This window comes from Tunturibacter gelidoferens (assembly GCF_040358255.1).
In the GTDB taxonomy this organism is placed as follows: domain Bacteria; phylum Acidobacteriota; class Terriglobia; order Terriglobales; family Acidobacteriaceae; genus Edaphobacter; species Edaphobacter gelidiferens.
This window is the reverse complement of sequence record NZ_CP132938.1, coordinates 2,707,933-2,734,078: the sequence shown is the minus strand read 5'-3', so window position 1 is coordinate 2,734,078 and position 26,146 is coordinate 2,707,933. Positions and strand designations below refer to the sequence as shown.

The window sequence follows — 26,146 nt, the reverse complement described above, 5'->3', positions numbered from 1 at the left end:
GAGTTCTAGTTTACGTGAATTTCGACTTCAGGCTAAAGACGAGGCCGAGCGTGGTGAGGAAGGCGCAGGCGTAGGCGAAGAGATCGCCGTGGGCTGCGTAGAAGGTGAGGTCGTGCTCGTAGCCGAAGTGGACGCGCAGGCTGGAGCGCTGGTGGCGTGGGAGAGCGGCGGTGACGTGACCGAGGGGGTTGATGGCTGCGGTGACGCCGGTATTGGTGGCGCGGAGGATCCAGCGGTGGTTTTCTATGGCGCGCATGCGGACCATGTTGAGGTGCTGCCATGCGGCGCTGGTGTCGCCGTACCAGCCGTCGTTGGAGATGTTGATGAGGACGTCGGCGCCCTGCTGGGAGAGCTGGCGGATCTCGTCGCCGAAGATGGACTCGTAACAGATGAAGACGCCATAGGTGTGGCCTCCGGTGGAGAACACGGTGCGCTGCGCGCCGGGGGAGAAGGTGCCTACTTCGTTGAGAAGATTTTTTGCGAAGAAGAAGAGGTCTTTGAACGGGACGTATTCGCCGAAGGGGACCAGATGCATCTTGTCGTAGTGGCCGTCGAAGGTGCCGTCGGGATTGATGAAAGAGGCGCGGTTGTATGGGGTGTAGCCGGATCGATTGGTGGGGCTGGGCTCGAAGCCGGTGTTGCCGACGATAACGGGCGCTTGTGCGGAGAGGGCCAGGGCGGACATCGCGTTGCGGAACTGTGGGTCTATGTCTTCAAAAGGTGCTGGGGATTCGGGCCAGACGATGAGATTGGTCGCGATGGGAGGGTTGGCTTCGGATTCTTCTTCGTCGCGAGGTCGGACGAGGTAGAGGGTCTGGGTGTCGCGGAGCTCGGGGGTGCCGAGGAGAAACGTTCTTGAGGGATGGCGGCTGAGGTAGGAGAAGGAGTCGAGGAACTGCTGGGTTGTAGGTTGCGGACCGGTGTTCGCGGCTCCAACCTCGAGATTCTCCTGGACGAGCGTTGCGGTTGCGGTGGTGGGCGACGGCTTTGGGTTGGCGATGAGACGAAGGCCGAGGATATAGACGACAACGATGATGACGCCCGCGACGGTGAGCGCGGGACGCGTGTAGCGGCGCTCGCGGAGGCGGATACGAATGAGCCAGAGAGCGTTGACAGCGGCGATGATGAAGGAGAGACCGTAGGCTCCTGTAATGGGAGCGAGGCGGGTCAGCATGGGGTTGTCGACCTGAGCGATGCCGAGAAGGTCCCATGGCAGACCGGTGATGCGGGCACGAGCGAGTTCGACAGCGACCCAGGCGAAGGGGACGAAGATCAGAGCGGATTGACGGCCGAAGCGACTTCGGAATGCGGCGAGGAGAGCTCCGAAGAGGGCGTGATAGAGACCGAGGTAGAGACAGAATAGGACGAGAATGCCTGCGGCGATGGGTTTGGCGAGGCCGCCATAGAGATACATGGTCTGGTAGATCCAGTAGCAGTTGCCCAGATACCAGATAAAGCCGCTGAGATAACCGAGGGCTGCTCCCTGACGGAAGGTAAGTGGGTTGGCGTTCTTGTCGTTAGCGAGCATCGCCCAGATGAGGGGAAGGAGTGCGACCCAGCAAAAGGTGGTTCGCCAGAGAGGCACGGGCCCCGCGATGGGAAAGGGTAAAACCTGGAGAATGCCGGAGAGTACGGCCATGGCCCAAAGTCGCGGGGGGATAAGTCGCATCGCGTCTGAAGTCTAACATTGACATAGCAATTTCCAGTTAGTTTCCAGCTGGTTGAGAGATACAATGGGATGCGCATGGATTTCGTCATTCATCTCGTTGCAAAGATTGTTGTCCCTCTCTTTTTTATCGGGATGGCGGGTTCCGCAGTTGTGATCGTGGTGAGTTTTGCAGAAGACTTGAAGGAGTTGCTGGGGGATGAAGAATAGCTGTCAACGGCGGAAGCAGGATCACACTCTGCTCTTGCCGGTGGGTGTTGGCAGTGTTCCACTTAGGTTGGGGGAGTGGCCGTCGAACATGCTGAAGTTATTCAGTATCGCTGGCTGTTCGCGTTATCAAACAGCAAACCATAATGGGATCTAAACAAACGATCAATAAGCCGCAATCGAACCGCGTCCGCCTGGTCGTGGCGTCGTCGGTGATGCTCACCTTTATTTCTTTCTGGCGAGCTGCGGCGATTGTGCTGAACGATCTGGGGTCTTCCGCGTTCTATGCGGGTGGCATCGCCGAAGAAGCGGTGGGTAAGGCTGCGCCGTGGTTCATCCTGGGTGTGATGCTGTTCAGCTTTGCGGTGCGCGCCGTGTATGTCGAGAGCTGCAGCATGTTCACGCGCGGCGGAGTCTACCGGATCGTGAAGGAGGCGTTGGGGGGAACGTTTGCGAAGCTAAGCGTGTCCGCGTTGATGTTCGATTACATTTTGACGGGACCGATCTCGGGCGTTTCAGCTGGGCAGTACATTGTCGGTCTGCTGAATGAGTTGTTGCGGCTGTGTGCGGCGCATCATTGGGCTAGCAGTTTGGTGCTGCATTCGAGCGGCTCGGCTCGACAGTTGCCGGTGGATGGGACTTCGGCTGTGATTGCGGGACTTATCACCATCTACTTCTGGTGGCAGAACACCAAGGGGATCGAGGAGTCAAGCGATAAGGCTCTGAAGGTGATGAAGATCACGACCGTGATGGTTGTGATTCTACTTAGCTGGGGAGTTTTCTCGGCGATCCATGTGGGGGCGCACCTTCCGCCCTGGCCTACTCCGGACAATCTCCACTTCAGCAAAGATGCTCTGGGATTTTTGAAGCACACAGGATTCATGCGGTCCCTGGGGCTCTTCGGAGTGTTGATGGCGTTTGGACACTCGGTGTTGGCGATGAGCGGCGAAGAATCGCTGGCGCAGGTAAATCGTGAGATTGAACATCCGAAGCTGAAGAATCTGAAACGGGCAGCGATCGTGATTGCGATCTACAGCTTCATCTTTACGGGCATCGGCACGTTGCTGGCTGTGATGCTGATTCCAGATGCGGTGCGGGTGCCGGTTTATCGTGACAATTTGATCGCCGGAATGGCAATGTTCATGGTGGGGCCGCTAGCGGTTCGGATTGGTTTCCGTGTCTTCGTGGTGATCGTAGGGTTTTTGATTCTTGGCGGCGCTGTTAATACCGCAATCGTCGGTTCGACCGGCGTACTGATGCGGGTGGCCGAGGATGGAGTACTCTCCGACTGGTTTCGTAAGCCGCAGCGCAAATATGGAACCAGCTATCGCATCGTGAATCTGGTTGCTGGGCTGCAGTTGTTCACGATTGTTGTAACTCGGGGCAACGTCATCATGCTGGGTGAGGCTTATGCGTTTGGCGTGATCTGGAGCTTCACCTTCAATGCGCTGGCGATGCTGGTGCTGCGGTGGAAGTATAAGGGCGAACGTGGCTGGAAGGTGCCGCTGAATATCCGGATCGGGAAGACAGAAATTCCTCTCGGACTACTTTCTGTCTTCCTGGTACTGCTTACGACTGCAATCGTCAATTTATTTACGAAATCGGTAGCTACGGTAAGTGGAGTTATTTTTGCGGCAGCCTTCTTCGTAATTTTTTCGCTCTCGGAGAGAGATAACAAGAGGCGTCACGATCTAACTACACTCCAGATGAGAGAACACTTTCAGCTGGAGCATCAGGATAATGTGGGACGTGAAGCATTGGAGATTCGTCCGGGCGCAGTCGTGGTGACGATGCGAGACTCGGCCGCGCCGTTTGCGTTGAAGTGGGCTTTGACTCATACCAATACGGACGATCAGGATCTGGTGGTGCTGGCTGCTCGAATGATGGGCGCAGGCGGACCGGAGTATGTCGACGCGTCGGAGCAGTTATTCAGCGAACATGAGCAGATGCTGTTTACGAAGGCAGTGTCTGTCGCTGAGAGCTTCGGAAAGCATATTTCGCTGCTGGTAGTTCCAGCTGGAGATATCTTTTCAGCGTTGGTGCAGACAGCTAACTCTCTTGATGCAGCGGCTGTCGTCTCCGGACTATCGACCAAGCTTACTGCAGAGGAGCAGGCCTACCATGTTGGCCAGGCGTGGGAGGCTCTCCCTGAGCCGAAGCGGCAATTTACTTTTTACGTTGTGAAACCGGATGGCGAGTCACTCAGCTTCCACATAGGTCCGCATGCACCTACTATCGAACCGCACGAAGTGCAGCTTGTACACCGTTTGTGGCTCAACATTCGTCGCGCGCCCGATATGCAGGACCTCCACCACAGCGACATACTCGCATATGCCCTGACCCGCATGGCGACTGAGTTTGCACGAGACAAACAAGGAACCCTGGAAGATCTGCAACGGTGCATTGATGAGTCGCATCATCGTCGTGGTTTGGGGGGCTCGCGGCACGAAGAGTTGGATGAAGCCGGACCGGGATATGCGATCCGCGCTCCCAAAACAGGACATAGAGCCGAAGACCTTAAAGTGACTGCGGCTAAAACGAAATAGTCGGATGAGTTACTTCTTGTTTGCATCACGTTAGTTACTTCTGTATCGTCATTAGGTGGCAAGAAGAATTAGTCGAAGCAGATACACCCTCGAGTAACTCGACCTAGTGATGCCACTGGAGGTAACACGTGGAAGTTAGCCGTATTATTGCCGAGATTGATGCACAGATCGTGAAGCTTCAGCAGGCGCGCGCGCTACTGGGGGGGACGACGGCAACAGCAAAGCGAACGGGCCCTGGCCGTCCCAAAGGCAGTAAGAACGCCGCTGCCGCAACGCCAGCAGCAACCGCCCCTCGCAAACGCAAATTGAGCCCTGAGGGCCGTAAACGAATCGCCGATGCGATGAAGAAGCGCTGGGCAGACCGCCGCAAACAGAGTGCGAAGGGATAGAGTTTTTCTGGAATTTCCGCTAAAGAAATAAGGCGCCTCTAGTCGAGGCGCCTTATTTTCTTTAGACGCGTGCGATTCCGCGCGAAGATTCAGGCTTATCTTATTACCGGGTGATAATGACCTCGCGAAGACTGTCTTTTGCGAGGAAAAATCGGAAATTACTAAACTCGCTGAGCAGGTTTTCGATCTTGCGATTGTTGAAGATGTTAAGCAATGGATAGTTTCCTGCACGCTGCATCTCAACTACATCGGTATCGGTCAGATGATATCGACAGAAGAAGGTCTCGGGACTGCTTGTCTGGTGAAAGAAAGCAAGCATAAGGCCTCCCGGTTGCAGCACCTTGTGGATACGGGATAGTACAGGCCCTATCAGGGGTTCGGGCAGATAGTCCGCCGTGTCCCAAAAGATGACGACGTCGAACACGCGACCGGAAAAATTGAGATTGCTCTCGAGAAAACGATCCACATCAAACTTAGGTTCCTGCCCCTCTTCGCCGGGAGTAAGCCACTCCGGTTTGGAGGCTTCGTCTACAACGCTCGCCATATAGATGCTGTGGCCGAGGCTGGTGATGTAGTTGATGTTGGTGGACGACGTTGGTCCGATGTCGAGGATGCGCAGTGATTCCTGCGTCTGGAGATGCTTCAACAGCTCTTTCCACCCGCTGGAGTGACGCGGAATACGACCGGTGTCGCCACTTCGTTGAGTACTTGTACTATCGCTACCGCCGAAAAGGCTGCGCATTGAGCCCGCTTCCCTTTCTGGTCCTAGGCCTGTGGTTGAGAGAACAGAGGAGCGCCCGACTCGACTGGGGCGGAGTGCGTCGCAACTGGAGTTGAGGACTTCGGCTTCCCTTCAGAGTTTGCTTTGAGTTCGACGCTTCCCTTCAAGATCGCGCTCTCTTCAATGCAGAGCCTGCCGGCAAGGATATCTCCGTTTACGATTGCTGACTGGCGCAGGTCGACGCGACCCGTCGCTTGAACGTTGCCGGTAAGATGACCGAAGACGGTGACATCGCGGACGCTGATGTCGGCCCGTACCCGAGCGTTGGGTCCTATGGTCAAACCGCTCTCTTTGAGAGTGATGGTCCCTTCAATGTCTCCGTCGATGTAGAGGTCTTCATCGCCGGAGAGTTCTCCGCGGATGACGACCGACTTACCGATGACGGTGGAACCCTCTGCTGGTTTCATAATCGATTTGTTCTCCCTTGAGGTCCTGCCTGCTTCACATGCACCTTGCCCGAACTATACCCAAGCTGATGCCGTGAGGCAAACCGCGCATCCTTTGTCGGGCCTCGTGAGTCATAGGAGAGAACCATAGAATGGAGAGACGAGAGGTGTGGATTGGGAAGAACTACCGTGGACGCATGTAGGGGGGCTTCAGTCAGCAAGCCCCGATTCATGGCAGTTTCAGGGCACGGGAGGTCGCGGAAGCGGACCGTCGTTGGATCTGTCCTATTGCTGTTGACCATAGCTGGGGGGGTAACAAGCGCACAGAGTGTCGCTACGACGAAAGATGTAGATGAGGCGGCCCTGCTAACGGTGCCACCCCGTTCGTGGGTAGTCGACGCGTCGAAGAATGAACTAATAGCGCTTCACCACAACGACTCGTACCTGCGGTATCGCACCCACACACTCAGCGAGAAGGGCGACGTTGTTCGCGACGTCGTTGAAAGTAAAGACGGGACTGTGGCGCGTCTGATTATGAGGGAGGGAAAACCGCTGACTGAGGAGCAGGATAAAAGCGAGCGGCAACGGCTGAACGACATGATCGCGTCGCCGTCAGCCTACTTCAGGCATATTCGGAATAGCGACTCGGAGCGGAAGATGGCGGACAAGTTAGTGCCTTTGATGCCAGATGCGGCGATTTATACCTACACCCCGGGGCAGCCGCAGTCCGGCAAAAACGGCGGCGCGCGGGAGATCGTAATCGACTACAAGCCGAACCCGAAGTTCAATCCGCCAAATACCGAAGCCGAGGCACTGACGGGGCTCGAGGGAAGAGTCTGGATCGATGCCAAGTCGCATTATCTGGTTCGCATGGAGGGGACGATCTCGCGTGGGGTGAACTTCGGCTGGGGCATGCTGGCGCATATCTATCCCGGAGGCAAACTGGTGCTGGATCAGACCAATATTAGTGAGAACAGATGGATCTTCACTTACTTTTCGATGAAGCTGAGCGTGAGAGCGCTGATGTTGAAGACGGTAAACGTGCATACCGAGTCCACGGCCAGCGACTTCCAAAAGCTTGGGCCGATGAGCTACCAGGACGCCATTCGCATGATGCTGAATACGCCTTTGCCGGACCGGTAGGGCGAATCACGCTGTTACACGAGCCTTGGCGTGGAGTGTTTGTCGGCGCACAGTGAGGGACTCGACGCGGTCGCGCTGTACTTCGAAGCCTCTGCCAATCGTGGTTGGTACCGCGATCTCGCCCTTGGCACTGACGGTGACCTGTGGCTCGATGATGTCCTGTGCCCAATAGCGGCTGGAGGCGGAGACGTCGCCGGGAAGAGAGAAGTTGGGCAGGGATGCGAGGGCGATGTTGTGGGATCGACCAATACCAGTCTCCAGCATGCCGCCACACCAGACGGGGATCCCGCGTTCCTCTGCCGCGTTGTGAACGGCGACGGCCTCGCTGAAACCACCGACACGGCCGACTTTGATGTTGATGATGCGGCAGGACTCCATGTCGATCGCAGCGAGAGCGTCGCGTCGGTTGCGGATGGATTCATCGAGGCAGATTGCGGTTTCCAGGCGCTTCTGCAGCATGGAGTGGAAGTAGAAGTCGTCGTACCAGAGGGGCTGCTCGATCATGAGCAGGTTGAAGCGGTCCCAGTCGACGATATTTTCAAGGTCCTTCATGCGGTAGGCGGAGTTGGCATCGCAACTGAGGGTGATGTCGGGCCACCGGTCGCGGACGGCTTCGAAGATATTGACGTCCCAGCCTGGCTTGCATTTCAGCTTGATGCGCTGGTAGCCTGCCGCGAGTTCGGTGGCGATTTTGTCCATCAGATGGTCGGGCGAGGGTTGAATGCCAATCGAGACTCCGCAGGGGATGACGCCGCGTGTCCCGCCAAGGAGTTCAGCCAGGGAGACGCGCCTAGCCTGCGCTTCGAGGTCCCATACTGCGTTTTCGAGCGCGGCCTTGGCCATGCGATGGCCGCGGACTTGCCTGAAGATGTTCGGGCAGTCCCCGCCGCGTTCCACATCAGCTTCGAGCAGACGCGGGGCAAGCTCAGACTCGGTGATGATCCAGGCTGTGTCGATGGTCTCGTCGCTGAAGTAGGGGTGTTCACCGGCGACGCACTCTCCCCACGCGGTGAGGCCTTCGGATTCCAGTTCGATCAGGAGGATACGGCGGCTGGTGGTGATGCCGAAGCTGGTCTCGAAGGGATGAGCTAAGGGCAGGTTGATCTCTCGGAGGTGAATCGCATCGATGTTGAGCATGTGCAGTCCTGTCTTTCCGAATTGCTGGATCGCGGCGGGTCTGGTGGGCGTGGCTCAGTGAAATTGTACTGCGAATCGGTGTGCTGATATGTCAGATCTCCGAGGTGTTATTCCAGGGACCGAGGAGGAAGCTGCCGTTGCCCTGTGTATCCCGTTCGTACCCGACGACGGCCAATCCGCGTTGAAACGCCGATTCGAGGGCCGTCCGGTTGTTGCTCTGGAGGGTTCTGGCGAGGCCTCGTTGCTGAGGGTCCTGCTTCCATTGGTAGATGGTGTGCGGGACCGTGATGCGTTCAAGAATCGGCTGGGACTGAGGCTCGCCTTTTAGCAGATCGGTTACGTGCCGGGAGCGCAGCCACCACTCCGCGTATAGCCTATCGGTCGGGAGGCCACCCTGCAACGGGGAGGAGGAAGGCCCGTAAAAGTCGGCCTGGTAGCGTCGAACGATAGCGCCGAGCCGGCTGATGTTCAGATGAGAGTTCCTGATCTCCAGAGGATCGAAGGTCCACTCCATCAGGTCGAAGCCGCGGGCGATGGCCTCGTCGCGCTGGGCGAGCTTGAGCCGGCGGCCGATGCCCGCGTTGCGATACTGCGGGAGGACGGCGAGCATGTGGGAGTGGAGATAAGACTTGCCTTCGCGGTAGCCAGGGAGGGACATAGCGAATCCGACGAGGGTATCGCCAGCGAAAGCTCCCAGCACCTGCCCGCCGATGCGCTGTGCAACTACGAAGACCCGCCGGGGGATCACATCGCCGTCACTGTAGCCCCAGACTTCGAGCTGGAGGACGACGCAGCGCTCAAAGTGTTCGAGGCTGGTAAGGGATTGGATGTGGATAGCTGTCTGAGGACTGGCGTTCATGACCTTGTCGGTTCGGTAGAGGCGTTCTTAGCTTGGTTCCATAGTATTTCGAGCTGCTCCGGGGTGGAAGCCGCCAGCGCAGCGCTATTGCCTGCAGCAGACTCCATTGCGGCGAAGCGGCGGCGAAACTTTGCATTCGTAGCACGCAGGGCAGATTCGGGGTCGACCCTGAGGTGTCGGGCGAGGTTGACGACCGTGAAGAGAATGTCTCCCAGCTCTGCTTCGATTGCGGTCATGGAGCTTGCGGCTAAGGCGGGATCCAACTCGGCCTTGAGTTCGCCGATCTCCTCGTGCAGCTTGTCGAAGAGTCCGTCCGGGTTGGGCCAGTCAAATCCTACTTTTGCGGCGCGGGAGCCGAGTTTGCCCGCTTCCATAACGGCCGGCATCGAGCGAGGGATATCGTCGAGCATGGAGGTTTGCGTGGATGCAGATCCCTTCTTTTCAGTCTGTTTGATCTTTTCCCAGTTGCGCAGAACGGCGTTGGAATCAGTCGCCTCAGCGTCGGCAAAGATGTGCGGATGGCGGCGAATCAACTTCGTGTTCAGATTTTCAGCTACATCCTGGATCGTGAAGTAGCCCGCCTCGGAGGCCATCTGAGCGTAGAAGAGCACCTGGAGGAGGAGATCGCCGAGCTCATCCTTAAGGTCGGGCCACGCGTGGCGCTCGATAGCATCGAAGACCTCGTAGGTCTCCTCAAGCGTATGTCGCTTGATGGAGTCGAAGGTCTGCTCGCGATCCCAGGGGCAACCATCGGGTGCGCGCAGACGTGCCATGATCGCTACGGCCTCAGCGATTGGGTCCGCTGTAGGTGAAGCGACATCTTGCGGGAGACTCTCCGGGCTAGACTCGGACATATATTTCAACTTTACCCGATGAACTAGTCGACGACATGGTTTCCGGCCTCGAGGTAAATGCATTATCCTTTGCACCATATGGTGCCAGAGCAGGAAGCGAACTTTAAACCGAGGCAACGCAGGAGCCGCTGGGTGCTACTGCTCCTACTGCCTTATCTTGGACTGTGTTTCCCGATCGTCTATGCGCGTTCAACACCGGCGCTCTGGGGCTTTCCGTTTTTCTATTGGTATCAGTTTGCGTGGGTCATCCTGGCCTCTGTGCTTTTGGCTATCGTCTATCGCAAACTCAAAACGTAGTCTCTGGAGTCGGGCACTCTTGGTGCTTTTCCACCATGGGGTCGGGGTTAAAGATGAACGCGCCGACAGGAACATCGGCGCGTTTCAGGCTGGTTGCATTGACTCGAGTTTAGCGAACTGACTACATCTGGCCGTTTGGTTTCGCGGAGGAAGCAGTACTCGGCTGGTCGTTGTTCATGTTCGTCATCAGCTTGATGTCGACACGACGATTCTTTGCGCGACCTGCTGCTGTGCTGTCACTTGCGACCTGCTGGTCCTTCCCGATGCCAATCAAGTAGAACTTATGAGGCGGGATGTTGTACTTCGACGATAGATAGTTGACGACGGCATCCGCACGATGCTGGCTAAGCTGGTAGTTATAGGCCGCATCGCCGACTGAGTCTGTCCCGCCGGTCACCTCAAGGATGTAACCGCGAGTACTGGTGAGGTTTGCCGCCAGGTCATCGAGCTGCTTTTTATCAGCGGCGGTGAGAACGTACTTATCGAACGCAAAGGTAACGCTCACGTCGGAGATCTGCTTGTAGTTGTCCAGGTTGGCTACGACGCCACTGAGACTGTCGACCCGGTTATACGCTTCCTTCGCGGATTGATTCGCAGCATCTGCAGATTGGCCTGCTGCAAGGGCGTGCTGGTCGGCTGTGTTCGCTGCAGACTGTGCGCCGGCGATTCCGGTCTTGGCGCGCTCGTCCGTGTCGACAATATTGCGGTGATCAGCGGCGGTCTTGGTGTCCAGGTCGTTGGTTTGTTGGATGATGGGGGTGGTCTGGGAGCGGACGTAGTTTTTGGTGGAGCAACCTACCGTAAACGTGAGGGCTAGAGCACTGGCTAAAGCGGCGGTGCAGGCAGATTTTCTTTTCATGTCCCTATATGTATTGGAGCTCATTCTCTTTCACTCTCCTGGTAGTAAGTGCTGCAACAGTCCATCCACAGCAGTTGGTAAGATGCAATCAGAGTGCCAAAACGTTGGCACAATTAACTACACTCCTCTCAAATACTTACAGCAGTTAGAGCGAATAGCCGAGTGGAGTGTTTGTTGTCGGGCGGGAACTTTTGATCGTCTGCCGCGTCAAATCTACTGAGCAAACAACTGCACACAGCAGCCCTAATGGACTGCGTCTACACTTCAGATGCAGGCTCTGACACTCAGGCATGGATCTTCATCAGAAAATTCGCACTCTCCCCACTCAGCCAGGCTGCTATCTCTACAAAAATGCCGAAGGGGAGGTCATCTACGTCGGTAAGGCGAAAAACCTTCGTGCACGGGTGCGCTCGTATTTCCTGGAGGCGTCTCAGGCTAACGCCAAGACGGGCACCCTGATGCGCGAGGCCGTCGATGTGGAGTACATCACGGTTGCCAATGAGCACGAGGCGCTGGCGCTGGAAAACAATCTCATCAAGCAGAAGAAGCCCCGCTTCAACATTCTGCTGCGCGATGACAAGACCTACCCCTACATCAAGCTGACGATGAACGATCGTTACCCGAAGGTCTTTGTGACGCGTAGGTTGCGCAAGGATGGAGGGGCCTACTACGGTCCTTATTTCCCGGGCAATCTGGCTTATCGACTGGTTGATCTGATTCATCGGAGCTTTTTGATTCCCAGCTGCAAGGTTGACCTGTCGCGATATCATCCGCGGGCGTGCCTGCAGTACTACATCAAGCGCTGCCTGGGGCCATGTCTCGAAGGGCTGACGACGCCCGAGGCCTATCGACAGACCATTCGTGACGTGCAGCTCTTTCTGGAGGGAAGGCCCAACGAGCTCGAGCTGTCGCTGACAAAGCGGATGGAAGCGGCGGCGGAGGCAGAGCAGTTTGAGATGGCTGCTCGACTGCGAGATCAGATCGTTACCGTACACCAGATGCAGGACAAACAGCGCATGGCGAGCGCCGATAATGAGGACGCGGACGTATTCGGTTATCACTACGAGAACGAGATGTTGGCGGTGAATCTTTTTCACATGCGCAACGGAAAGATCGTGGATCGCCGCGACTTCTTCTGGGAGGATCTGCCGGAGTCCTTGCTGGATGCTGCGACGGAGGCTGTCGCCGAGGTCGAGGAACTGGAGGCGCTGCCTCGCATGGAGCCTGACCCTGCTGCGCCGGCACCTGAGATCGGCGAGGGTATCGCCATCGTGCAGCATGCCGCGGTATCGGAGCTGGGAGGCACTTTCAGTCCTGGAGTATTTTTCTCTGCGCTTCTGAAACAGATTTATCTCGATCAGAGTTATGTACCGCGATCGATTCTCGTGCCCGTCGAGTTTCCTGACCGAGCGCTATTGGCTGAGGCTCTGACGGAGCGGACAGGCAAACGTATTGAGATTCTTGCACCGCAGCGTGGTGAAAAACGCTCCCTCGTCGATCTTGTCTGTCAGAATGCGAAGCAATCGTATGATCAGCGATTCCGCGTGTTGCAACCTGGGATGAAGGCGATCCAAGAGGCGCTGCAGGATGCGCTCACGCTCGAGGAACTGCCGCGCAGGATCGAGTGCTTCGACATCTCGCACATTCAAGGCGCCGAGACGGTGGCTTCCATGGTGGTGTGGGAGGATGGCGCGATGAAGAAGTCCGACTACCGGAAGTTTCAGGTGAAGACGGTTACGGGCGTCGACGATTTCGCGAGCATGCGCGAGGTCATTCAGCGTCGCTACAAACGGTTACAGGAAGATAAGAAGCCGTTCCCTTCCCTGATCCTGATCGATGGAGGATTAGGGCAGTTGAACGCAGCCTATTCGGCGCTCGAGGAGATCGGGGTCACGTTGCAGCCCTTGGCATCAATCGCGAAAAAAGAGGAGATTATTTACGTGTACGGACAGGAGAATGAACCGGTCGTGCTGGATCGCCGGTCTCCCGTGCTGCACCTGATGCAGAAGATTCGCGACGAAAGCCATCGATTCGCCGTGACCTATCATCGCAAGCGGCGCCAGATGCGCGACCGGGATAGTGAGTTGTTGTCGATACCCGGTGTTGGGCCGAGAACTCGTCAACGATTGATCGAACACTTCGGCAGCGTGCGTGGGATCAAGCAGGCTGGTCCGGACGCGCTCACTGCAGTAGTGAATACCGCAACTGCTGAGCGAATTCGCAACTACTTTGCCGCGGAGGCGTCTGGCAATGCGGTGTTGCCCGTATTGAACGAAGCGTCGTGACGTTATTCGGCGCTGTCGGTCGGCGGTACTGCACCACCGAATTTGAAGGTATTGCAGGCTGCGATCGTTCCCTGCTGGAATCCTCGTTTGAACCAGCCGACGCGTTGCGCCGACGATCCGTGGGTGAAGCTCTCCGGGCTCACCGTGCCTCGCTCCAGGCGTTGAATATGGTCGTCGCCAACTGCGGCCGCGGCTTGCAGACCAGCGGTGATATCGGAGTCGTGAACGATGTTGCGTTGCGCCGTGCTGTGGGCCCACACGCCTGCGAAACAGTCTGCCTGCAGTTCAAGATCGACAGAGAGGCGATTCCTCTCCGAAGGATTTTGACCTGATAGCTGCCGCACCTTCCCTTCGATCCCGAGAAGGTCCTGCACATGGTGGCCTAACTCGTGAGCGACGACGTAGGCCTGGGCAAAGTCAGCGTTGCTGCCCCCAAGGCGTCTCAGCTCATCCCAAAAACTAAGGTCGATGTAAACCTTCTCGTCCGCTGGACAGTAGAAAGGTCCGCTCTGCGACTGAGCGGTGCCACAGCCTGAGTAAGTACGACCGCGAAAGAGCACGAGCGTCGAGCGCTGGTAGTTTTTGCCTGTTTGCGTGGGGAGAAGCTTCGTCCAGGTGTTCTGCACATCATCCAACGTCCAGGAGACGAGCTGCGCCGCTCTCTTCTCCTGAGGCGATTCAGTTGTCGGCGGGCGGTTGGCTGCGGAAGGCGCACTCTGTTGCGTGTAGGATGGCGACGCGCTATGGCCGGAGAGATAGCTGCCGATATAGTTGCGGCCCGTGACCAGGCTGACGACAAGCAGGATCAAAAAGCCGACGATCCCAATCCCACCGCCACCAAAGCCTCCACCACCGCCTCCGGAAGAACCACGTCTGTCTTCAATGTCGCCGCTGAGTCCGCCGCCAGGTGTCCAGTCCATAGTTCACTCCAGTAGGTGCGTCTCCATCTTATAAGTAAGATGTTTTATTCCGTCTTGTTTGAGTCAGGCTTTCTCACAGATTTTGCGAGTTTAGGCGGATGGGGTGTGCTACTCTCCGGAAACCGATGCCAAACAGCAAGTCCGAACTACCTCGCGTTCTAAACGCGTCCCACGCGACTTCCATCGTCGTGGGCATCATTATCGGAAGCGGCATTTTTCTGGTGCCGCGGGAGATGATGGCTGCGGTGGGCTCGTCTCGCATGGTTTACGTGGTCTGGATTGTGGGGGGCCTGCTCTCACTCTTTGGCGCCATGACCTATGCGGAGATCGCTGCCGCTAGACCGCGGTACGGCGGCGAATATGCTTTTCTGCGCGAGGCCTACGGGGATCTGACCGGCTTCCTCTACATGTGGACCCAGATTACGGTGGCCAAGCCTGCTTCGCTTGCTACCATCGCCGCCGGCCTGGCGCGGGTGTTGGGTACCTTCGCAGTCTTCAGCTTCTTTGCGCGTCCAGCTTTCCTCCATCTTTTCTGGGGACAGATCTTTGCCATCATGGTGACGTGGCTCATCGCCATACTCAACATTATCGGGACGAGAAGATCTGCCAACGTGCAGCTTCTGCTCACGTGGCTCAAGGGACTGCTGATTCTCGTGATTGCGGGTTTCTGCTTTGGAGCCGCAGGCCAACATGGCTCGTGGCACAACTTCAGCACAGACTTCACAGGAGCACGCGGAGGTTTTACTGGGTTCATGATTGCGTTGGTCGCCGCACTATGGGCCTATGACGGGTGGAGCGATGTCGTAACCATGGCGGGCGAGGTTCAGAAGCCGCAGCGCAGCATGCCGCTCGCGTTGGTTGGAGGCGTTGCCATCGTCGGTGCGCTTTACATGCTGACCAACGCTGCCATCCAATACGTATTGCCCGCAGCAACCATCGCCGCAGCGGATCGACCTGCAGCCGATGCGATGCGACTAGTCGCCGGACCGTGGGGAGCAACCCTGGTGTCGATCGGGATGGCAGTCAGTATCTGCGCGACCTTTGTGGGATCTTCGCTCTCCGGTGCGCGCGTTCCGTTCGCAGCGGCCCGCGATGGCCTATTTTTCAAGCAGCTTGCGCATGTCAACTCACGGTTTCAAACGCCGTCGACTGCGTTGATCCTTCAGGCCGTTCTGAGTTCACTGCTGCTACTTGCGATTGGAAAGTTTCAGGCGCTCTTTTCGCTGGCCATCTTCGGCGAGTGGCTGTTCTACATGCTCACAGCCAGTACGATCTTTGTGTTTCGCCGTCGCGAGCCACACATAGCGCGTCCGTATAGCATCTGGGGATACCCGGTTCTGCCGGCCCTTTTCATCCTCGCGGCCGCGGTCCTGTTGGTCTTTTCGTTTGCAGATCAGCCGCGGAACTCCCTTGTTGGAACCGGGATCATCCTGCTTGGAGTTCCGCTGCACTATCTCCTGCAACGAAGACGAACAGCCTAACTGCGATTCTCGATAACCCGCTCATAGACGCGCACGTATTCGGCCGCCGGCTTATCCCAGGAGAAGTCCTGCGCCATACCTCTCTGCATCATTTGATGCCATTCCTGTTTATTCCGGAAGGTTTCAAGAGCGCGCTTGAGCGCATCGAAGAGTGCCCCCGCACTGTAGCCCCAGAATTTGAAGCCATTACCGCCGCCGTTAGGCTGCTCATCGATCGTGTCGTCAAGACCGCCAGTGGCCCGGACAACCGGGATCGTACCGTACTTGAGGCTGTAAAGCTGGTTTAGACCGCCGGGTTCATACCGGGAGGGCATCAGGAAGATGTCGGCCCCCGCCTCGATCTTGTGCGCCATTACATTGTCGAATTTAACCTGCACGCGCACCTTGCCGGGATGGCGGTCGGCCATCTCCCCCAGGAGGCGTTCGTAGTACTCTTCGCCGTTGCCCAGGATCACCAGCACCATGTCCTCCTGCACCAAACGATCCATGATCTCGACGATAAAGTCGAAGCCCTTTTGCGTGGCGAAGCGGGAGACGACTCCGATGATGGCGGTGTCGTCATTGACATTTTCCAGCCCGTAAGCATGAAGCAAATCTCGACGGCACTCTTTCTTGCCGGCAAGGTTTTCAGCCGTGTAGTGCGCTGCAATGTGTGAGTCGGTCGCCGGATTCCACTCGTCGGTGTCGATGCCGTTCGTTATTCCGAGGAGATCTCCGCTACGTTGCCGAAAGACTCCGTCAAGCCCGTTGCCAAACTCGCTCGTCTGGAGCTCTTCGGCATACCTACGGCTGACCGTAGTGATGGCATCTGCATACAAGACGCCGCCTTTCAGGAAGTCGACTTTGTCATAGTGTGCGAGTTTCTCAACAGTGAATAAATCCCAGGGGAGGAGCAGGGTTTCGATGGTCTGCGGAGGAAACACCCCCTGATGTCCGGCATTGTGGATGGTCAAGACCGATGGAACGTGGCGCAGGACGGGATCGAAGTAGTAGATGGAGCCGAGCATGACCGGGAGCATCGCCGCCTGCCAATCATGAACGTGGAAGACGTCAGGAATGCCGAGCATCTTTGAGGCTTCGATAACGGCGCGGCAGAGCAGCCCGAAGCGTTCCGCGTTGTCGGGGTAATCGCCAGAGGGGGTGTCATAGAAGTTCTCGCGATCGAATAATTCGGCGCAATCGATAAAGTAAGTCTGGACTCCGCCCTTGATTCCACCGTCGAGAATACGCACGAAGCGGTTATAGGACGGGAAAGGAATCGTGACACTGGGCAGTACCACCGGAGGGTTCGGTACAGCCTTCGCGACCTGCCGGTAGTAGGGCAGAAAGACACTGACGCGATGACCGAGTTTGGCCAGTGTACGTGGGAGCGCGCTCACGACATCTGCCATACCGCCCAACTTGGCCCAGGGGGAACACTCCGATGCTGCGAAAACAATATGCATACCTTCGTCCTTTATCTTTCCAACCAAACCGTTAGTCTATAGAAGAGCACAGGAACAAACCGCACACATTGGATGCTGATGAAACGTAAGCCGAAGCTGGGGCAGAATTTTCTCGTTGACGACTCCGCCCGTCACGCCATCGTTGATGCCCTTGGTGATCTTAGCAAGCGTACCGTCATCGAGATTGGCCCTGGGCACGGGGCGATTACCGACATACTGGCAGGACGTTGTCACAAGCTGATTGCGCTCGAACTCGACCGTGCTCTGGCAGCCGAAATGACCTTTCGTTTTCGCGATCACCCGCAGGTACAGATTCTCGAGTGCGATGTTCTAGAGACGGACCTGCGAGCACTTGTGCCCGCGGGGGAGACGGCAGACGTGATTGGGAATCTTCCGTACTACATCACGTCGGATATTCTGCTGCAGCTCTTCGCGGCTGGCAAAGTCGGCACGCTCGCCCGCGCCGTTCTGATGATGCAGCGAGAGGTAGCCGAACGCGTCTCGGCTGCACCGGGGGTTCGCGACTATGGCTTGCTCTCCGCGACGGCGCAGATGAACGCGAAGGTCGACACCCTCTTTACATTGCCGCCGTCCGCTTTTTCGCCTCCTCCGGACGTTTACTCCACCGTGCTCCGGTTGCACTTCGCGCCGAGGTTTGCTGAGCTTGGAGTGGATCCTGACGGGTTCAACATCTTTCTCAGGCACTCCTTCGCGCAGAAGCGTAAGACGCTTCAGAATAACCTCCGTGCCGCTGGCCACTCCGCTGAACAGCTCTCCGCGGCATGGCCACGCAGTATCCCTGTGCAGGCACGCGCCGAATCAATCGCGCTGGAATCGATGGCAGAGCTCTATCGATCCTTATCTATACCGCCGATGTCTTATGAGTAAGGTCTACGCGTGATTGCTGCACCTTCTCAGCAGAAGCTTCAAGGACGATCCGCTGCAACCTGCTCGAGCATCTTTGCCGCCCGCAAGCGAACGCGTTGGATCACCGCAGTGTCGTCGGCGATTGAGGCCAGCGTCGACGAGATCGTTCCCAATTCGAGCGCACGTCCCTCCTTCACTTCGTCGGCGAAAGAGTTCATTTCGGCATCGAGGCCGAGGCGGTCGTAACGATGCAGAAATTCCAGCTTACGGCCTTCATCCAGCGTGGAAGCGATTGCAAGGAAGATATCGGTAAGCGTACCAACCATCTTGTTCTCTGAGTAGTTGTAGACACACGATCCCGACCCATCTGAGCCATTGTAAGTGAGCGTCTTCGTGCCCGTGTCGGCTATGTTCTTCGCTTTGGAAGCACATTCGACATTGAAATGATTCAGCCCCCGCGCCGCCTTGAAGATCTTTGCGACGACGCCTGGAGTCAGGTTGATCGGCCGATCGACATGCTGCGCTGCCTGACCCCGCATCGATGTCTGCGTGGCTGGAGTCTCCGCCTGATCTGCCTGATAGGTACCTGTTCCGTTCTCATGGATCCGCAGTGTGAACCGTGGGACAGGAAGCCCCGCGTGGTCGAACTGAAAGCTAACCTCAGCCGGTTGATTTGCAGGCACAGCAGATTGTGCTTCGGGTGTCTGGGCCACGGATGAAAAAGCCGAGGCTAGGAGAAGAGCGGTGCAAAACACAACGCTCGCTGTCGTTCTCATCGGCGCGCGCCCTCGAGTTCAAGTGTCTGCGCGGTGTGGATATGGCAGATCGCAATCGCGAGCGCGTCGGCTGCATCTGCGGAATCGAAGGCGTCTTCGTTGTTGAGTAGACGCCTCACCATGAACTGCACCTGCTCTTTGGCGGCCAACCCATAGCCCACCACCGAGCTTTTTATCGAGAGCGGCGCATACTCGGCCACTGGCATTCCACAGGTCGCCGCGGCCAGCATCGCGACCCCTCGCACCTGGCCAAGCTTTAGTGCAGACTTTGCATTCGCCGAGAAGAAGACCTCCTCGATAGCGACGATCTCCGGCTGGTGCAGAGTCATCAAGGCAGTCAGCTCAGCGTAAACCTGAGCCAGCCGCTGCGGTGTCTTCTCTTTCTTGTTGAGCCGGATCGTACCGGCCGCCAGGTGAACGAGACGAGGCATGCGGGCGCCGCAATCCACCTCCACCACCCCGTAGCCGGTGAACTCCGTTCCGCAGTCGATGCCGAAGACTCGCATGGGCGAAGTTTACTGCATCTCGCGCCAGCTTCGGACTATCGAGGTTGAGTCCACCAAGGGAACTTAGCGCACTAGCGGGAGATCCCTTCAAGCGGGGAGCTGGCCGTAGCGTAGAGTTTTCGTTGCATCCTGCCCGCCAAAAAGGCCTGCCGCCCTGCCAGCACGGCGTGCTGCATCGCCTCGGCCATCAGCAAGGGGTCCTTCGCCGCAGCTATCGCGGTGTTCATCAGCACGGCGTCGAAGCCTAACTCCATCGCGACCGCAGCATCAGAGGCAGTGCCAACGCCTGCATCCACGATCAACGGCACTTCGGTGATCAGCTCCCGCAGAATGCGCAGGTTGGCCGTATTTTGCAGCCCAAGCCCGCTGCCGATGGGTGCGCCCAGAGGCATAACAGCCGCCGCACCAGCGTCAATCAGCCGCTTGGCGAAGACAATATCGTCCGACGTATACGGCAGAACGGTGAACCCTTCTTTGACCAGTACGCGGGTCGCCTCGAGCGTAGCTTGCACATCCGGATAGAGGGTCTGCTGATCGCCGATCACCTCGATCTTGACCCAATCCGACAGCCCCACTTCGCGCCCCAGTCGCGCTGCTCGAATCGCCTCGTCGGCGGTGTAACATCCAGCCGTGTTGGGCAACAGAAAATAACGCCTCGGATCAATGAAGTCCAGCAGTGACTCACTCGTTCGATCGAGATTGACCCTTCGAACCGCGACGGTCACCATCTCGGCTCCAGAGGCTTCAATAGCAGCCTGAGTCTCTGCGCCATCTTTGTACTTGCCAGTACCGACGATAAGCCGCGACTGAAAGGCCCGTCCTGCAATCACCAGAGGTTTCATGGTTAATATCCTACCGTTAGAGTGCGGGGTAAACGCAAACGGCTCGCACTCTAAGGAGAGCAGCGAGCCGTCTGGCGGTGAACTGTTGAGATTGACCTGAGGCGTCCATACTCGGACTGGGCCTCGGCGTGGACTTTTGTACAAAGACCGCCAGGACTAGAGCTATGGACGCTCTAAGCCTCAGTCACCTCACGTTGCGTTGAACTACATCTTCCATCAATTTTCATAGGCTGGACCATCCTCCTTTCCCGTGTAAAAGCAGACTACTCCCGAGGTCCGGTTGCATGCAAGTTCGCCGGTAAACAGTGATGGTGCATCTGCGCAAGTCGAAATCGGCATCAGAAATTAAGTCGCGATCTTCATTCGAAGAAGAAAGGCCTCACTCCATGAAGGCAGCAACTATTGTTGGAATTCTCCTCATCGTCCTTGGCATCATCGGGTACGCCACCGGCGGACTCTCCTTCACACACGAGAAGAAGGTGGTCGACGCAGGACCGGTTCAGATCTCGCGTAAGACTCAGGACACCCTTCCGCTCTCTCCGATCTTGAGCACGGTCTCGCTCATTGCTGGGATTGGTCTGGTGGTAGTTGGAGCAAAGTCGAATTGAGCGATCTTTGAGTGCGGCGATGAAGTCACGAGTTTCATAAGGCAGTCGAGAGGAAACTGTGCAAACTGTTACTTGAGATAGGCGCGCACGAGATCAATCAAATCTTCCCCTAACTCTGGAGTGAGAGGAGCATGTCCGTCGCGCAACAGATGCAGCCGGATATGATCCTCAAGCACCTCAGCCATCAGCCCGTTGATTCCACCACGCGCCGCCGCGAGTAACATCAGCACCTCGGCGCATTCGTGATCCTCTGACGACAGGGTGCGATCCACACGATCTATCTGGCCTCGAATCTTCTTGACCCTGTTGAGCAATTTGATCTGAGCCGACTTTGTGTGTGACATTTGCTTCACCCCATGTACCCTACCGGGGTATACTACCGTGACGGGCGATGTAGATGCAATCTTGCGATCAGAGTCGCCCGACCTTCGAAAGGCTCAATCCGTCGGCCAATTTGCACTCTGTTCACTTTCAGGGCTGAAGATAACAGTTCAATGACACGAAACCTCAACCGGAGTCGCCTGCTTGCTGGCACATGCGCGATGTGGCTATCAGCCTCTTTTTTTTCGGCTGCGCAGACGCAGTTCGCAACAGAGACGACGCAGCCATCACAGATCGATGCTCCTGCTCCAGCCGCTGTTCAAACTGATTCCCCGACCATGTTTCCGCACTGGGAGCATTCACGATTTTTCATCGGCGGTCAGGCAAACATCATCTTCCAGGCGCATGGGCCCTTCCATTCGCCCTACGAGGGCGTCAACAGCCTGCTGCCCCGCGGCGAATACAAGACCTCCCTGCTCGGCACGCTTTATCTGGGTGCGCAAGTAATCACTGATCCGAAGTTCGCGCTGGACGCTCTCTTCGACCTCGAATCTGCAGGCGGCCGGGGCGACAGCGAGGCCCTGGGACTGGCCGGCTTCACGAATCTCGATGTGGTCCGTAATCCGAACCTCGGTTCGACACCCTACATGGCCCGCGCGCAACTCCATCAGACGATCGGCTTCACCAACAAGCTCGTAGAAAATTCGCAAACACAGTTTTCCGTAGCCCGCGAAGTGCCGGAGCGACGTCTGGAGTTCCACGTCGGCAAGATGAGCCTGCCCGACTTTCTCGACATCAACAGCATCGGCAGCGACAGCCATTTGCAGTTCATGAACTGGACCGTCGACAACAACGGTGCCTGGGACTATGCTGCCGACACTCGCGGCTACACCTATGGCATCGTCAGCGAATACGATGACAAGGTTTGGTCCGCACGATACGCGCTCGCACTGATGCCGACCGTAGCCAATGGGATCGATCTGGATTGGGCTCTTCGTCGTGCCAGCGGGCAGAACTGGGAGTTCGAGCTACGCAAGCCACTGCTCGGAAGGCTGCTACCGCCCGAACGCAAAGGCACCATCCGCGTCCTGAGCTACGTCAATCACGCTCACATGGGTTTGTATCGCGACTCCAACAAAGCTTTCCTCGCCGGCGAAGGTACACGGCCGGTCATCCAGAACTCTGAGAGATTCGGCGCGGTAAAGTACGGCTTCACCTTCAATGCCGAACAGGAGTTGACGGAGGATGTGAGGGTGTTTGGCCGTCTTGGATGGAACGAAGGTCAGCATGAGTCCTTTGCTTATACGGAGGTCGACCAGACGGTGGAGTTTGGCGGCGACTACTCTGGCCGCAGGTGGTCTCGTCCCAATGACAAGCTGGGTCTAGTCTTCGTCTCCAATGCCATTAAGAAAGATCACCAGGCGTACCTCAAGCTCGGAGGTCTCGGCTTTCTCCTGGGCGACGGCAAACTGAACTACGCCCGAGAGGACATTCTGGAGAGCTACTACAACCTCCATACCTGGCGCGGAATCTACTATGCGTTGGACCTGCAGTTCATCGAGCATCCGGGCTACAACCAGGATCGAGGTCCTGTGCTTGTCGAATCAGTCCGCATGCACGTCGATTTCTAAGTATTACTCCTACCTGTACTTTTTTGGTGCAAAGTATTCGAAGGAAGAGACTTAGGTACGGACTTCCGCATTTAGCCGGTACCGTAGACTCGGCCATGAAACCGTATACTCATCGGGTGGACCAGCTCGGCATCGTTCTCTTCGCGGCGTTTTTGGTTGGACTTCTCTTTGGCAGCTTCCTCAATGTCTGTATCTCACGACTTCCGCAGCATGAGTCGGTCGTCCATCCGCGCTCACGGTGCCTGCAGTGTGGAGTGCCGATTCGCTGGTACGACAATATTCCGCTGCTGAGCTGGGTTATTCTTCGTGGCCGCTGCCGCGACTGCGGTCAACCTATCTCTTGGCGCTATTTTCTTGTAGAACTTGCCACCGGTTTATGGTTCGCAGTTGTCACACTTGAAGTGACGTCCTCTTCGTCTATCGGCCAATACGTTCAGCTTTCCTCGGAATGGTGGGCAGTTCATATACTGACCGGCATAGGTCTAGCAATCGTCGGCTTTCTCCTCATCGGCCTCATGGTGATGGACTGGCAGACGATGATCCTGCCTGACTCCTTCACGCTCGGCGGCATTGCCATTGCTCTCTTCCTCGTCTGCACCCAAGCCCTTTTCCTCGGCCCGAACGAAGATGAAGTTGTCCTGACCAAGCACCACATCCAGCTCACCAGTCCCGGCGGTGTGGTCGATCGCGGCAATCTCTTCTTTACCGGTCCGGAGAGCCTGATCTTCGGACGCATCGCGGCGGTCTGTGGAGCAGCACTTCTTCTGCTCCTCATCCGCTGGCTCTACAAGGCAGTTCGCCACCGCGACGGCATGGGCCTCGGTGACGTGAAGCTGCTTGCCATGATCGCGGCCTTTCTTGGTTTCTGGCCGGCGATCCTCTCTCTCTTTCTCGGAACCCTGGCCGCTGCGGTCTATGGTGCGGCACTTCTCGCGCGTGGCAAGGCAGGAGCGACCTCCAGACTTGCCTTCGGCAGCTTTCTTTCAATCGGCGGACTGGTAAGCGCGCTCTTCGGTAATTACCTGATCAATATGTACATAGCGTTGCTTCGATAGCCGCACACCGGCCCGACAATCGCTTGACACTTGCCAGCCGCAATCTTAGAGTCGAAGATGGCCATGCACAGTTACCCCTACATTTGGAACTACCTTCCACTCGTGCTTCAGATTCTGGTCGCGCTCGGACTTGCTGTGGGCATGGTCGGCGCCTCGTTTCTCATCGGAAAACACAAAAACTCACGCACCAAGGCCGGAGCCTACGAGTGCGGCATGGACCCGGTGGGCGACGCTCGAGGCCGCTTTACCGTGCGTTTCTACATGGTCGCGATGCTCTTTATCCTGTTCGATGTCGAAGCCGTCTTCATGCTTCCCTGGGCCGTGATCTTCCGCCGTCTCCCAGCCATCACCGGCTCGCGCATGTTCGGATTCTACGAGATGCTCGTCTATCTCGGCTTCGTCGCCGTCGGCCTCTTTTATGTGTGGAAAAAGGGCATCCTGAACTGGGCGAACGATAAAGGGGACCTCTAATGTACGATCCAGCCTCTGCGATTAAAGGCAAACAGGCTGTCTTCGAGGCGCATCCTGAAAACGCTGCGGTCAAGGCCTTGGCCGACCTCGCGACAGATGCCAAATATGACCGCGCTGAGCTGACCATCACGGTGGCTCGAGAGAACATCATCACAGCAGCCAAAGCCGCTCAGCAGGCCGGATACAACTTCCTTGAAGATGTCACTGCAGTGGATTGGTACCCGTCTGAGCCACGCTTCCAGATCACCTATCACATCCTCTCGCTCAAGTTGAAGGAGCGTCTGCGCCTCGCGGTTCGTCTCGACGGAGACGATGCCGCGCTCGACAGCATTACTTCGGTCTGGCCCTCCGCCAACTTCTACGAACGCGAAGTCTTCGACCTCTTCGGCGTCCACTTCGGCGGTCATCCCAACCTTCGCCGAATCATGATGCCGGAAGACTGGAACGGGCATCCATTACGCAAGGACTACCCCGTGGAGGGCTACCGCTAATGACTCCCCCTGTTGAAGAACTTACCGGAGTGGCGGCTATCAATCCGGGCATAGATGATTTAATCGCCAACTCAGCACGAAATCGACAGAACCCTCCGTCCGGCGACCAGACCATGATCATCAACATGGGTCCGCAGCATCCCTCGACCCACGGTGTGCTTCGGCTGGTCATCGAGGTCGACGGTGAAACCATCGTAGGGCTGGCTCCGGATATCGGCTATCTTCACACCGGTATCGAGAAGACCTGCGAGGCCAAGTTCTACCAGCAGGTCGTTCCCATGACCGACCGCATCGACTATCTCTGTCCCATGACCAACAACCTCGCCTACTGCCTTGCGGTAGAGAAGTTGCTGGGCCTTGAGATTCCCGAGCGCGCGCAGTATCTCCGTGTCCTCTTCAACGAGCTCACCCGCATCCAATCGCACCTGGTCTGGCTCGGCACCCACGCCATGGACATCGGCGCACTCACTGTCTTCCTCTACTGCTTCCGCGAGCGCGAAGATCTGCTGCGCATCTTCGAGGCGGTAGCCGGCCAGCGCATGATGACCAGCTACGTTCGCGTCGGCGGCCTTAGCCTCGAACCACCGCGGGATATCTACGACAAGATCCGCACCTTCCTCAAAAACTTTCCTGCCCACGTTGAGGAGTACGAAGGCCTGCTGCAGACCAACCCCATCTGGATGAACCGCCTGAAAGGCGTGGGGTACCTTTCAGCCGAGGATGCGATCGCACTAGGCGTTACCGGGCCGCCACTGCGTGCCTCGGGGGTCGACTTCGATGTCCGCCGCGACATGCCGTACTCCGGCTACGAGAAGTTCCAGTTCAACGTGCCGGTCTCTGATGTCGGCGACGTGTGGGCGCGCTACATCGTTCGCATGCAGGAGTTCCGCGAGTCGGTCAAGATCTGCCTGCAGGCGCTCGATGGTCTTCCCGAGGGAAGCATCGTCGCGGACGCACCGAAGATCATCCTGCCAAATCGCGAGCAGATGAAGACCCAGATGGAGTCCCTCATCCATCACTTCAAGATTGTGACGGAAGGCTTTGGCGTTCCAGCAGGTGAGGCGACCAGCTCCGTCGAAGCGCCGCACGGCATGATGAACTACTACGTCGTCTCCGACGGCACCGCCAAACCCTACCGCGTCCACATGCGCAATCCGGGATTTGCCACACTGCAGGCACTCGAAACCATGTGCAAAGGCCGTCTCCTCGCCGATGTCGTCGCCGTCATCGGGTCGATCGATATCGTTCTGGGCGAGATCGACCGCTAACCTCTGATGCTCGAAGCACGCCTCAGAGCTGAACTTTGGACCTCGTGGGCCTCAC

General features: G+C 57.2%; 27 protein-coding genes. 14 read left to right on the top strand and 13 right to left on the bottom strand.

Going from position 1 to position 26,146, the window contains the following annotated elements; genetic code table 11:
* Positions 1-10 precede the first annotated feature (10 nt).
* Entirely contained in the window at positions 11-1,669 is a 1,659-nt protein-coding gene (gene lnt / locus RBB81_RS12220; protein WP_353070807.1) for an apolipoprotein N-acyltransferase, read from the bottom strand.
* 75 nt (positions 1,670-1,744) lie between these two features.
* Here lnt and RBB81_RS12215 point away from each other — a divergent pair, with 75 nt between their 5' ends.
* The 3 genes from RBB81_RS12215 to RBB81_RS12205 all read left to right on the top strand — a co-directional run bounded on the left by RBB81_RS12215 (position 1,745) and on the right by RBB81_RS12205 (position 4,808).
* The gene (locus tag RBB81_RS12215) at positions 1,745-1,876 is read left to right on the top strand and encodes a hypothetical protein (protein WP_257025438.1); all 132 of its coding nucleotides are present in this window, start codon (positions 1,745-1,747) and stop codon (positions 1,874-1,876) included.
* Between the two features lie 143 nt (positions 1,877-2,019).
* Positions 2,020-4,419 carry an APC family permease gene (locus RBB81_RS12210; RefSeq protein WP_179582223.1) on the top strand — a complete coding sequence of 800 codons (2,400 nt, stop codon included), beginning with the start codon at positions 2,020-2,022 and terminating at the stop codon, positions 4,417-4,419.
* Positions 4,420-4,547: 128 nt separating this feature from the next.
* Complete coding sequence (locus RBB81_RS12205; RefSeq protein ID WP_179582221.1) at positions 4,548-4,808, top strand: hypothetical protein; 261 nt, start codon at positions 4,548-4,550, stop codon at positions 4,806-4,808.
* A gap of 103 nt (positions 4,809-4,911) precedes the next feature.
* Here the strand turns inward: RBB81_RS12205 and RBB81_RS12200 are convergent, their stop codons facing one another.
* A complete protein-coding gene (locus tag RBB81_RS12200) occupies positions 4,912-5,550 on the bottom strand; it encodes a class I SAM-dependent methyltransferase (RefSeq protein WP_246373497.1) in 639 nt (212 codons plus the stop codon).
* A gap of 23 nt (positions 5,551-5,573) precedes the next feature.
* A complete protein-coding gene (locus RBB81_RS12195) occupies positions 5,574-5,996 on the bottom strand; it encodes a bactofilin family protein (protein WP_179582219.1) in 423 nt (140 codons plus the stop codon).
* Between the two features lie 351 nt (positions 5,997-6,347).
* Here RBB81_RS12195 and RBB81_RS12190 point away from each other — a divergent pair, with 351 nt between their 5' ends.
* A complete protein-coding gene (locus tag RBB81_RS12190) occupies positions 6,348-7,118 on the top strand; it encodes a hypothetical protein (RefSeq protein WP_353070806.1) in 771 nt (256 codons plus the stop codon).
* Positions 7,119-7,124: 6 nt separating this feature from the next.
* On the opposite strand, the gene menC is transcribed toward RBB81_RS12190, so the two are convergent.
* From menC to mazG, 3 genes are all read right to left on the bottom strand, one after another.
* A complete protein-coding gene (menC, locus tag RBB81_RS12185; protein ID WP_353073878.1) occupies positions 7,125-8,255 on the bottom strand; it encodes an o-succinylbenzoate synthase in 1,131 nt (376 codons plus the stop codon).
* A 91-nt stretch (positions 8,256-8,346) separates the two neighbouring features.
* A complete protein-coding gene (locus RBB81_RS12180; protein ID WP_353073877.1) occupies positions 8,347-9,114 on the bottom strand; it encodes a GNAT family N-acetyltransferase in 768 nt (255 codons plus the stop codon).
* Entirely contained in the window at positions 9,111-9,887 is a 777-nt protein-coding gene (mazG, locus tag RBB81_RS12175; protein ID WP_423248059.1) for a nucleoside triphosphate pyrophosphohydrolase, read from the bottom strand. The genes RBB81_RS12180 and mazG overlap by 4 nt, the downstream gene beginning before the upstream one ends.
* A 213-nt stretch (positions 9,888-10,100) precedes the next feature.
* Here mazG and RBB81_RS12170 point away from each other — a divergent pair, with 213 nt between their 5' ends.
* On the top strand, positions 10,101-10,265 hold the full coding sequence (locus RBB81_RS12170; RefSeq protein WP_353073875.1) for a DUF3311 domain-containing protein: 165 nt from the start codon (positions 10,101-10,103) through the stop codon (positions 10,263-10,265).
* 121 nt (positions 10,266-10,386) lie between these two features.
* On the opposite strand, the gene RBB81_RS12165 is transcribed toward RBB81_RS12170, so the two are convergent.
* A complete protein-coding gene (locus RBB81_RS12165; RefSeq protein ID WP_246373498.1) occupies positions 10,387-11,148 on the bottom strand; it encodes an OmpA family protein in 762 nt (253 codons plus the stop codon).
* 266 nt (positions 11,149-11,414) lie between these two features.
* On the opposite strand from RBB81_RS12165, the gene uvrC reads away from it, so the two are divergent.
* Positions 11,415-13,409 (top strand): excinuclease ABC subunit UvrC, encoded by a 1,995-nt coding sequence (uvrC, locus tag RBB81_RS12160; protein ID WP_179582209.1) that lies wholly within the window; start codon positions 11,415-11,417, stop codon positions 13,407-13,409.
* A 2-nt stretch (positions 13,410-13,411) separates the two neighbouring features.
* Here uvrC and ypfJ read toward each other — a convergent pair whose 3' ends face one another.
* Positions 13,412-14,329: a KPN_02809 family neutral zinc metallopeptidase gene (ypfJ, locus tag RBB81_RS12155; protein WP_179582207.1), complete on the bottom strand. Its 918-nt coding sequence runs from the start codon at positions 14,327-14,329 to the stop codon at positions 13,412-13,414.
* 125 nt (positions 14,330-14,454) lie between these two features.
* Here ypfJ and RBB81_RS12150 point away from each other — a divergent pair, with 125 nt between their 5' ends.
* Positions 14,455-15,810 (top strand): APC family permease, encoded by a 1,356-nt coding sequence (locus RBB81_RS12150; RefSeq protein WP_179582205.1) that lies wholly within the window; start codon positions 14,455-14,457, stop codon positions 15,808-15,810.
* Here the strand turns inward: RBB81_RS12150 and glgA are convergent.
* The gene (gene glgA, locus RBB81_RS12145; RefSeq protein ID WP_179582203.1) at positions 15,807-17,255 is read right to left on the bottom strand and encodes a glycogen synthase GlgA; all 1,449 of its coding nucleotides are present in this window, start codon (positions 17,253-17,255) and stop codon (positions 15,807-15,809) included. The genes RBB81_RS12150 and glgA overlap by 4 nt on opposite strands.
* Before the next feature lie 72 nt (positions 17,256-17,327).
* On the opposite strand from glgA, the gene rsmA reads away from it, so the two are divergent.
* Positions 17,328-18,143 (top strand): 16S rRNA (adenine(1518)-N(6)/adenine(1519)-N(6))-dimethyltransferase RsmA, encoded by an 816-nt coding sequence (gene rsmA, locus RBB81_RS12140; protein WP_353073874.1) that lies wholly within the window; start codon positions 17,328-17,330, stop codon positions 18,141-18,143.
* A gap of 38 nt (positions 18,144-18,181) precedes the next feature.
* Here the strand turns inward: rsmA and RBB81_RS12135 are convergent, their stop codons facing one another.
* The 3 genes from RBB81_RS12135 to RBB81_RS12125 form a co-directional block, all read right to left on the bottom strand.
* A complete protein-coding gene (locus tag RBB81_RS12135) occupies positions 18,182-18,898 on the bottom strand; it encodes a hypothetical protein (protein WP_353073873.1) in 717 nt (238 codons plus the stop codon).
* A complete protein-coding gene (gene ruvC, locus RBB81_RS12130) occupies positions 18,895-19,404 on the bottom strand; it encodes a crossover junction endodeoxyribonuclease RuvC (protein WP_353073872.1) in 510 nt (169 codons plus the stop codon). The genes RBB81_RS12135 and ruvC overlap by 4 nt, the downstream gene beginning before the upstream one ends.
* 71 nt (positions 19,405-19,475) lie before the next feature.
* The gene (locus RBB81_RS12125; protein WP_183762088.1) at positions 19,476-20,246 is read right to left on the bottom strand and encodes a thiazole synthase; all 771 of its coding nucleotides are present in this window, start codon (positions 20,244-20,246) and stop codon (positions 19,476-19,478) included.
* A gap of 386 nt (positions 20,247-20,632) precedes the next feature.
* On the opposite strand from RBB81_RS12125, the gene RBB81_RS12120 reads away from it, so the two are divergent.
* Complete coding sequence (locus tag RBB81_RS12120; protein ID WP_179582193.1) at positions 20,633-20,854, top strand: DUF3185 domain-containing protein; 222 nt, start codon at positions 20,633-20,635, stop codon at positions 20,852-20,854.
* Positions 20,855-20,922: 68 nt separating this feature from the next.
* On the opposite strand, the gene RBB81_RS12115 is transcribed toward RBB81_RS12120, so the two are convergent.
* Positions 20,923-21,198, bottom strand: coding sequence for a metal/formaldehyde-sensitive transcriptional repressor (locus tag RBB81_RS12115; RefSeq protein ID WP_179582191.1), 276 nt, complete (start codon positions 21,196-21,198; stop codon positions 20,923-20,925).
* A gap of 150 nt (positions 21,199-21,348) precedes the next feature.
* Between RBB81_RS12115 and RBB81_RS12110 the strand changes: the two genes are divergently transcribed.
* The 5 genes from RBB81_RS12110 (at position 21,349) to nuoD (ending at position 26,091) form a co-directional block, all read left to right on the top strand.
* Entirely contained in the window at positions 21,349-22,806 is a 1,458-nt protein-coding gene (locus RBB81_RS12110) for a carbohydrate porin (protein ID WP_257025434.1), read from the top strand.
* Positions 22,807-22,901: 95 nt separating this feature from the next.
* Complete coding sequence (locus tag RBB81_RS12105; RefSeq protein WP_179582189.1) at positions 22,902-23,861, top strand: prepilin peptidase; 960 nt, start codon at positions 22,902-22,904, stop codon at positions 23,859-23,861.
* A 63-nt stretch (positions 23,862-23,924) separates the two neighbouring features.
* Positions 23,925-24,332 carry an NADH-quinone oxidoreductase subunit A gene (locus RBB81_RS12100; RefSeq protein ID WP_179583558.1) on the top strand — a complete coding sequence of 136 codons (408 nt, stop codon included), beginning with the start codon at positions 23,925-23,927 and terminating at the stop codon, positions 24,330-24,332.
* On the top strand, positions 24,332-24,823 hold the full coding sequence (locus RBB81_RS12095) for an NADH-quinone oxidoreductase subunit C (protein WP_179582187.1): 492 nt from the start codon (positions 24,332-24,334) through the stop codon (positions 24,821-24,823). Before RBB81_RS12100 ends, RBB81_RS12095 begins: the two co-directional genes overlap by 1 nt.
* Positions 24,823-26,091 (top strand): NADH dehydrogenase (quinone) subunit D, encoded by a 1,269-nt coding sequence (nuoD, locus tag RBB81_RS12090; RefSeq protein ID WP_183788956.1) that lies wholly within the window; start codon positions 24,823-24,825, stop codon positions 26,089-26,091. The genes RBB81_RS12095 and nuoD overlap by 1 nt, the downstream gene beginning before the upstream one ends.
* Positions 26,092-26,146 lie beyond the last annotated feature (55 nt).

Coding starts and splice junctions, on each gene's coding strand:
- lnt (WP_353070807.1), bottom strand. CDS start 1,669: ATGCGACTTATCCCCCCGCGACTTTGGGCCATGGCCGTACTCTCCGGC.
- ruvC (WP_353073872.1), bottom strand. CDS start 19,404: ATGCGAGTCTTCGGCATCGACTGCGGAACGGAGTTCACCGGCTACGGG.
- RBB81_RS12195 (WP_179582219.1), bottom strand. CDS start 5,996: ATGAAACCAGCAGAGGGTTCCACCGTCATCGGTAAGTCGGTCGTCATC.
- RBB81_RS12150 (WP_179582205.1), top strand. CDS start 14,455: ATGCCAAACAGCAAGTCCGAACTACCTCGCGTTCTAAACGCGTCCCAC.
- rsmA (WP_353073874.1), top strand. CDS start 17,328: ATGCTGATGAAACGTAAGCCGAAGCTGGGGCAGAATTTTCTCGTTGAC.
- ypfJ (WP_179582207.1), bottom strand. CDS start 14,329: ATGGACTGGACACCTGGCGGCGGACTCAGCGGCGACATTGAAGACAGA.
- RBB81_RS12115 (WP_179582191.1), bottom strand. CDS start 21,198: ATGTCACACACAAAGTCGGCTCAGATCAAATTGCTCAACAGGGTCAAG.
- RBB81_RS12165 (WP_246373498.1), bottom strand. CDS start 11,148: ATGAGCTCCAATACATATAGGGACATGAAAAGAAAATCTGCCTGCACC.
- RBB81_RS12200 (WP_246373497.1), bottom strand. CDS start 5,550: ATGCGCAGCCTTTTCGGCGGTAGCGATAGTACAAGTACTCAACGAAGT.
- RBB81_RS12180 (WP_353073877.1), bottom strand. CDS start 9,114: ATGAACGCCAGTCCTCAGACAGCTATCCACATCCAATCCCTTACCAGC.
- RBB81_RS12135 (WP_353073873.1), bottom strand. CDS start 18,898: ATGAGAACGACAGCGAGCGTTGTGTTTTGCACCGCTCTTCTCCTAGCC.
- RBB81_RS12210 (WP_179582223.1), top strand. CDS start 2,020: ATGGGATCTAAACAAACGATCAATAAGCCGCAATCGAACCGCGTCCGC.
- glgA (WP_179582203.1), bottom strand. CDS start 17,255: ATGCATATTGTTTTCGCAGCATCGGAGTGTTCCCCCTGGGCCAAGTTG.
- RBB81_RS12125 (WP_183762088.1), bottom strand. CDS start 20,246: ATGAAACCTCTGGTGATTGCAGGACGGGCCTTTCAGTCGCGGCTTATC.
- uvrC (WP_179582209.1), top strand. CDS start 11,415: ATGGATCTTCATCAGAAAATTCGCACTCTCCCCACTCAGCCAGGCTGC.
- RBB81_RS12095 (WP_179582187.1), top strand. CDS start 24,332: ATGTACGATCCAGCCTCTGCGATTAAAGGCAAACAGGCTGTCTTCGAG.
- RBB81_RS12120 (WP_179582193.1), top strand. CDS start 20,633: ATGAAGGCAGCAACTATTGTTGGAATTCTCCTCATCGTCCTTGGCATC.
- RBB81_RS12100 (WP_179583558.1), top strand. CDS start 23,925: ATGCACAGTTACCCCTACATTTGGAACTACCTTCCACTCGTGCTTCAG.
- mazG (WP_423248059.1), bottom strand. CDS start 9,887: ATGGCACGTCTGCGCGCACCCGATGGTTGCCCCTGGGATCGCGAGCAG.
- nuoD (WP_183788956.1), top strand. CDS start 24,823: ATGACTCCCCCTGTTGAAGAACTTACCGGAGTGGCGGCTATCAATCCG.
- menC (WP_353073878.1), bottom strand. CDS start 8,255: ATGCTCAACATCGATGCGATTCACCTCCGAGAGATCAACCTGCCCTTA.
- RBB81_RS12215 (WP_257025438.1), top strand. CDS start 1,745: ATGGATTTCGTCATTCATCTCGTTGCAAAGATTGTTGTCCCTCTCTTT.
- RBB81_RS12110 (WP_257025434.1), top strand. CDS start 21,349: ATGACACGAAACCTCAACCGGAGTCGCCTGCTTGCTGGCACATGCGCG.
- RBB81_RS12105 (WP_179582189.1), top strand. CDS start 22,902: ATGAAACCGTATACTCATCGGGTGGACCAGCTCGGCATCGTTCTCTTC.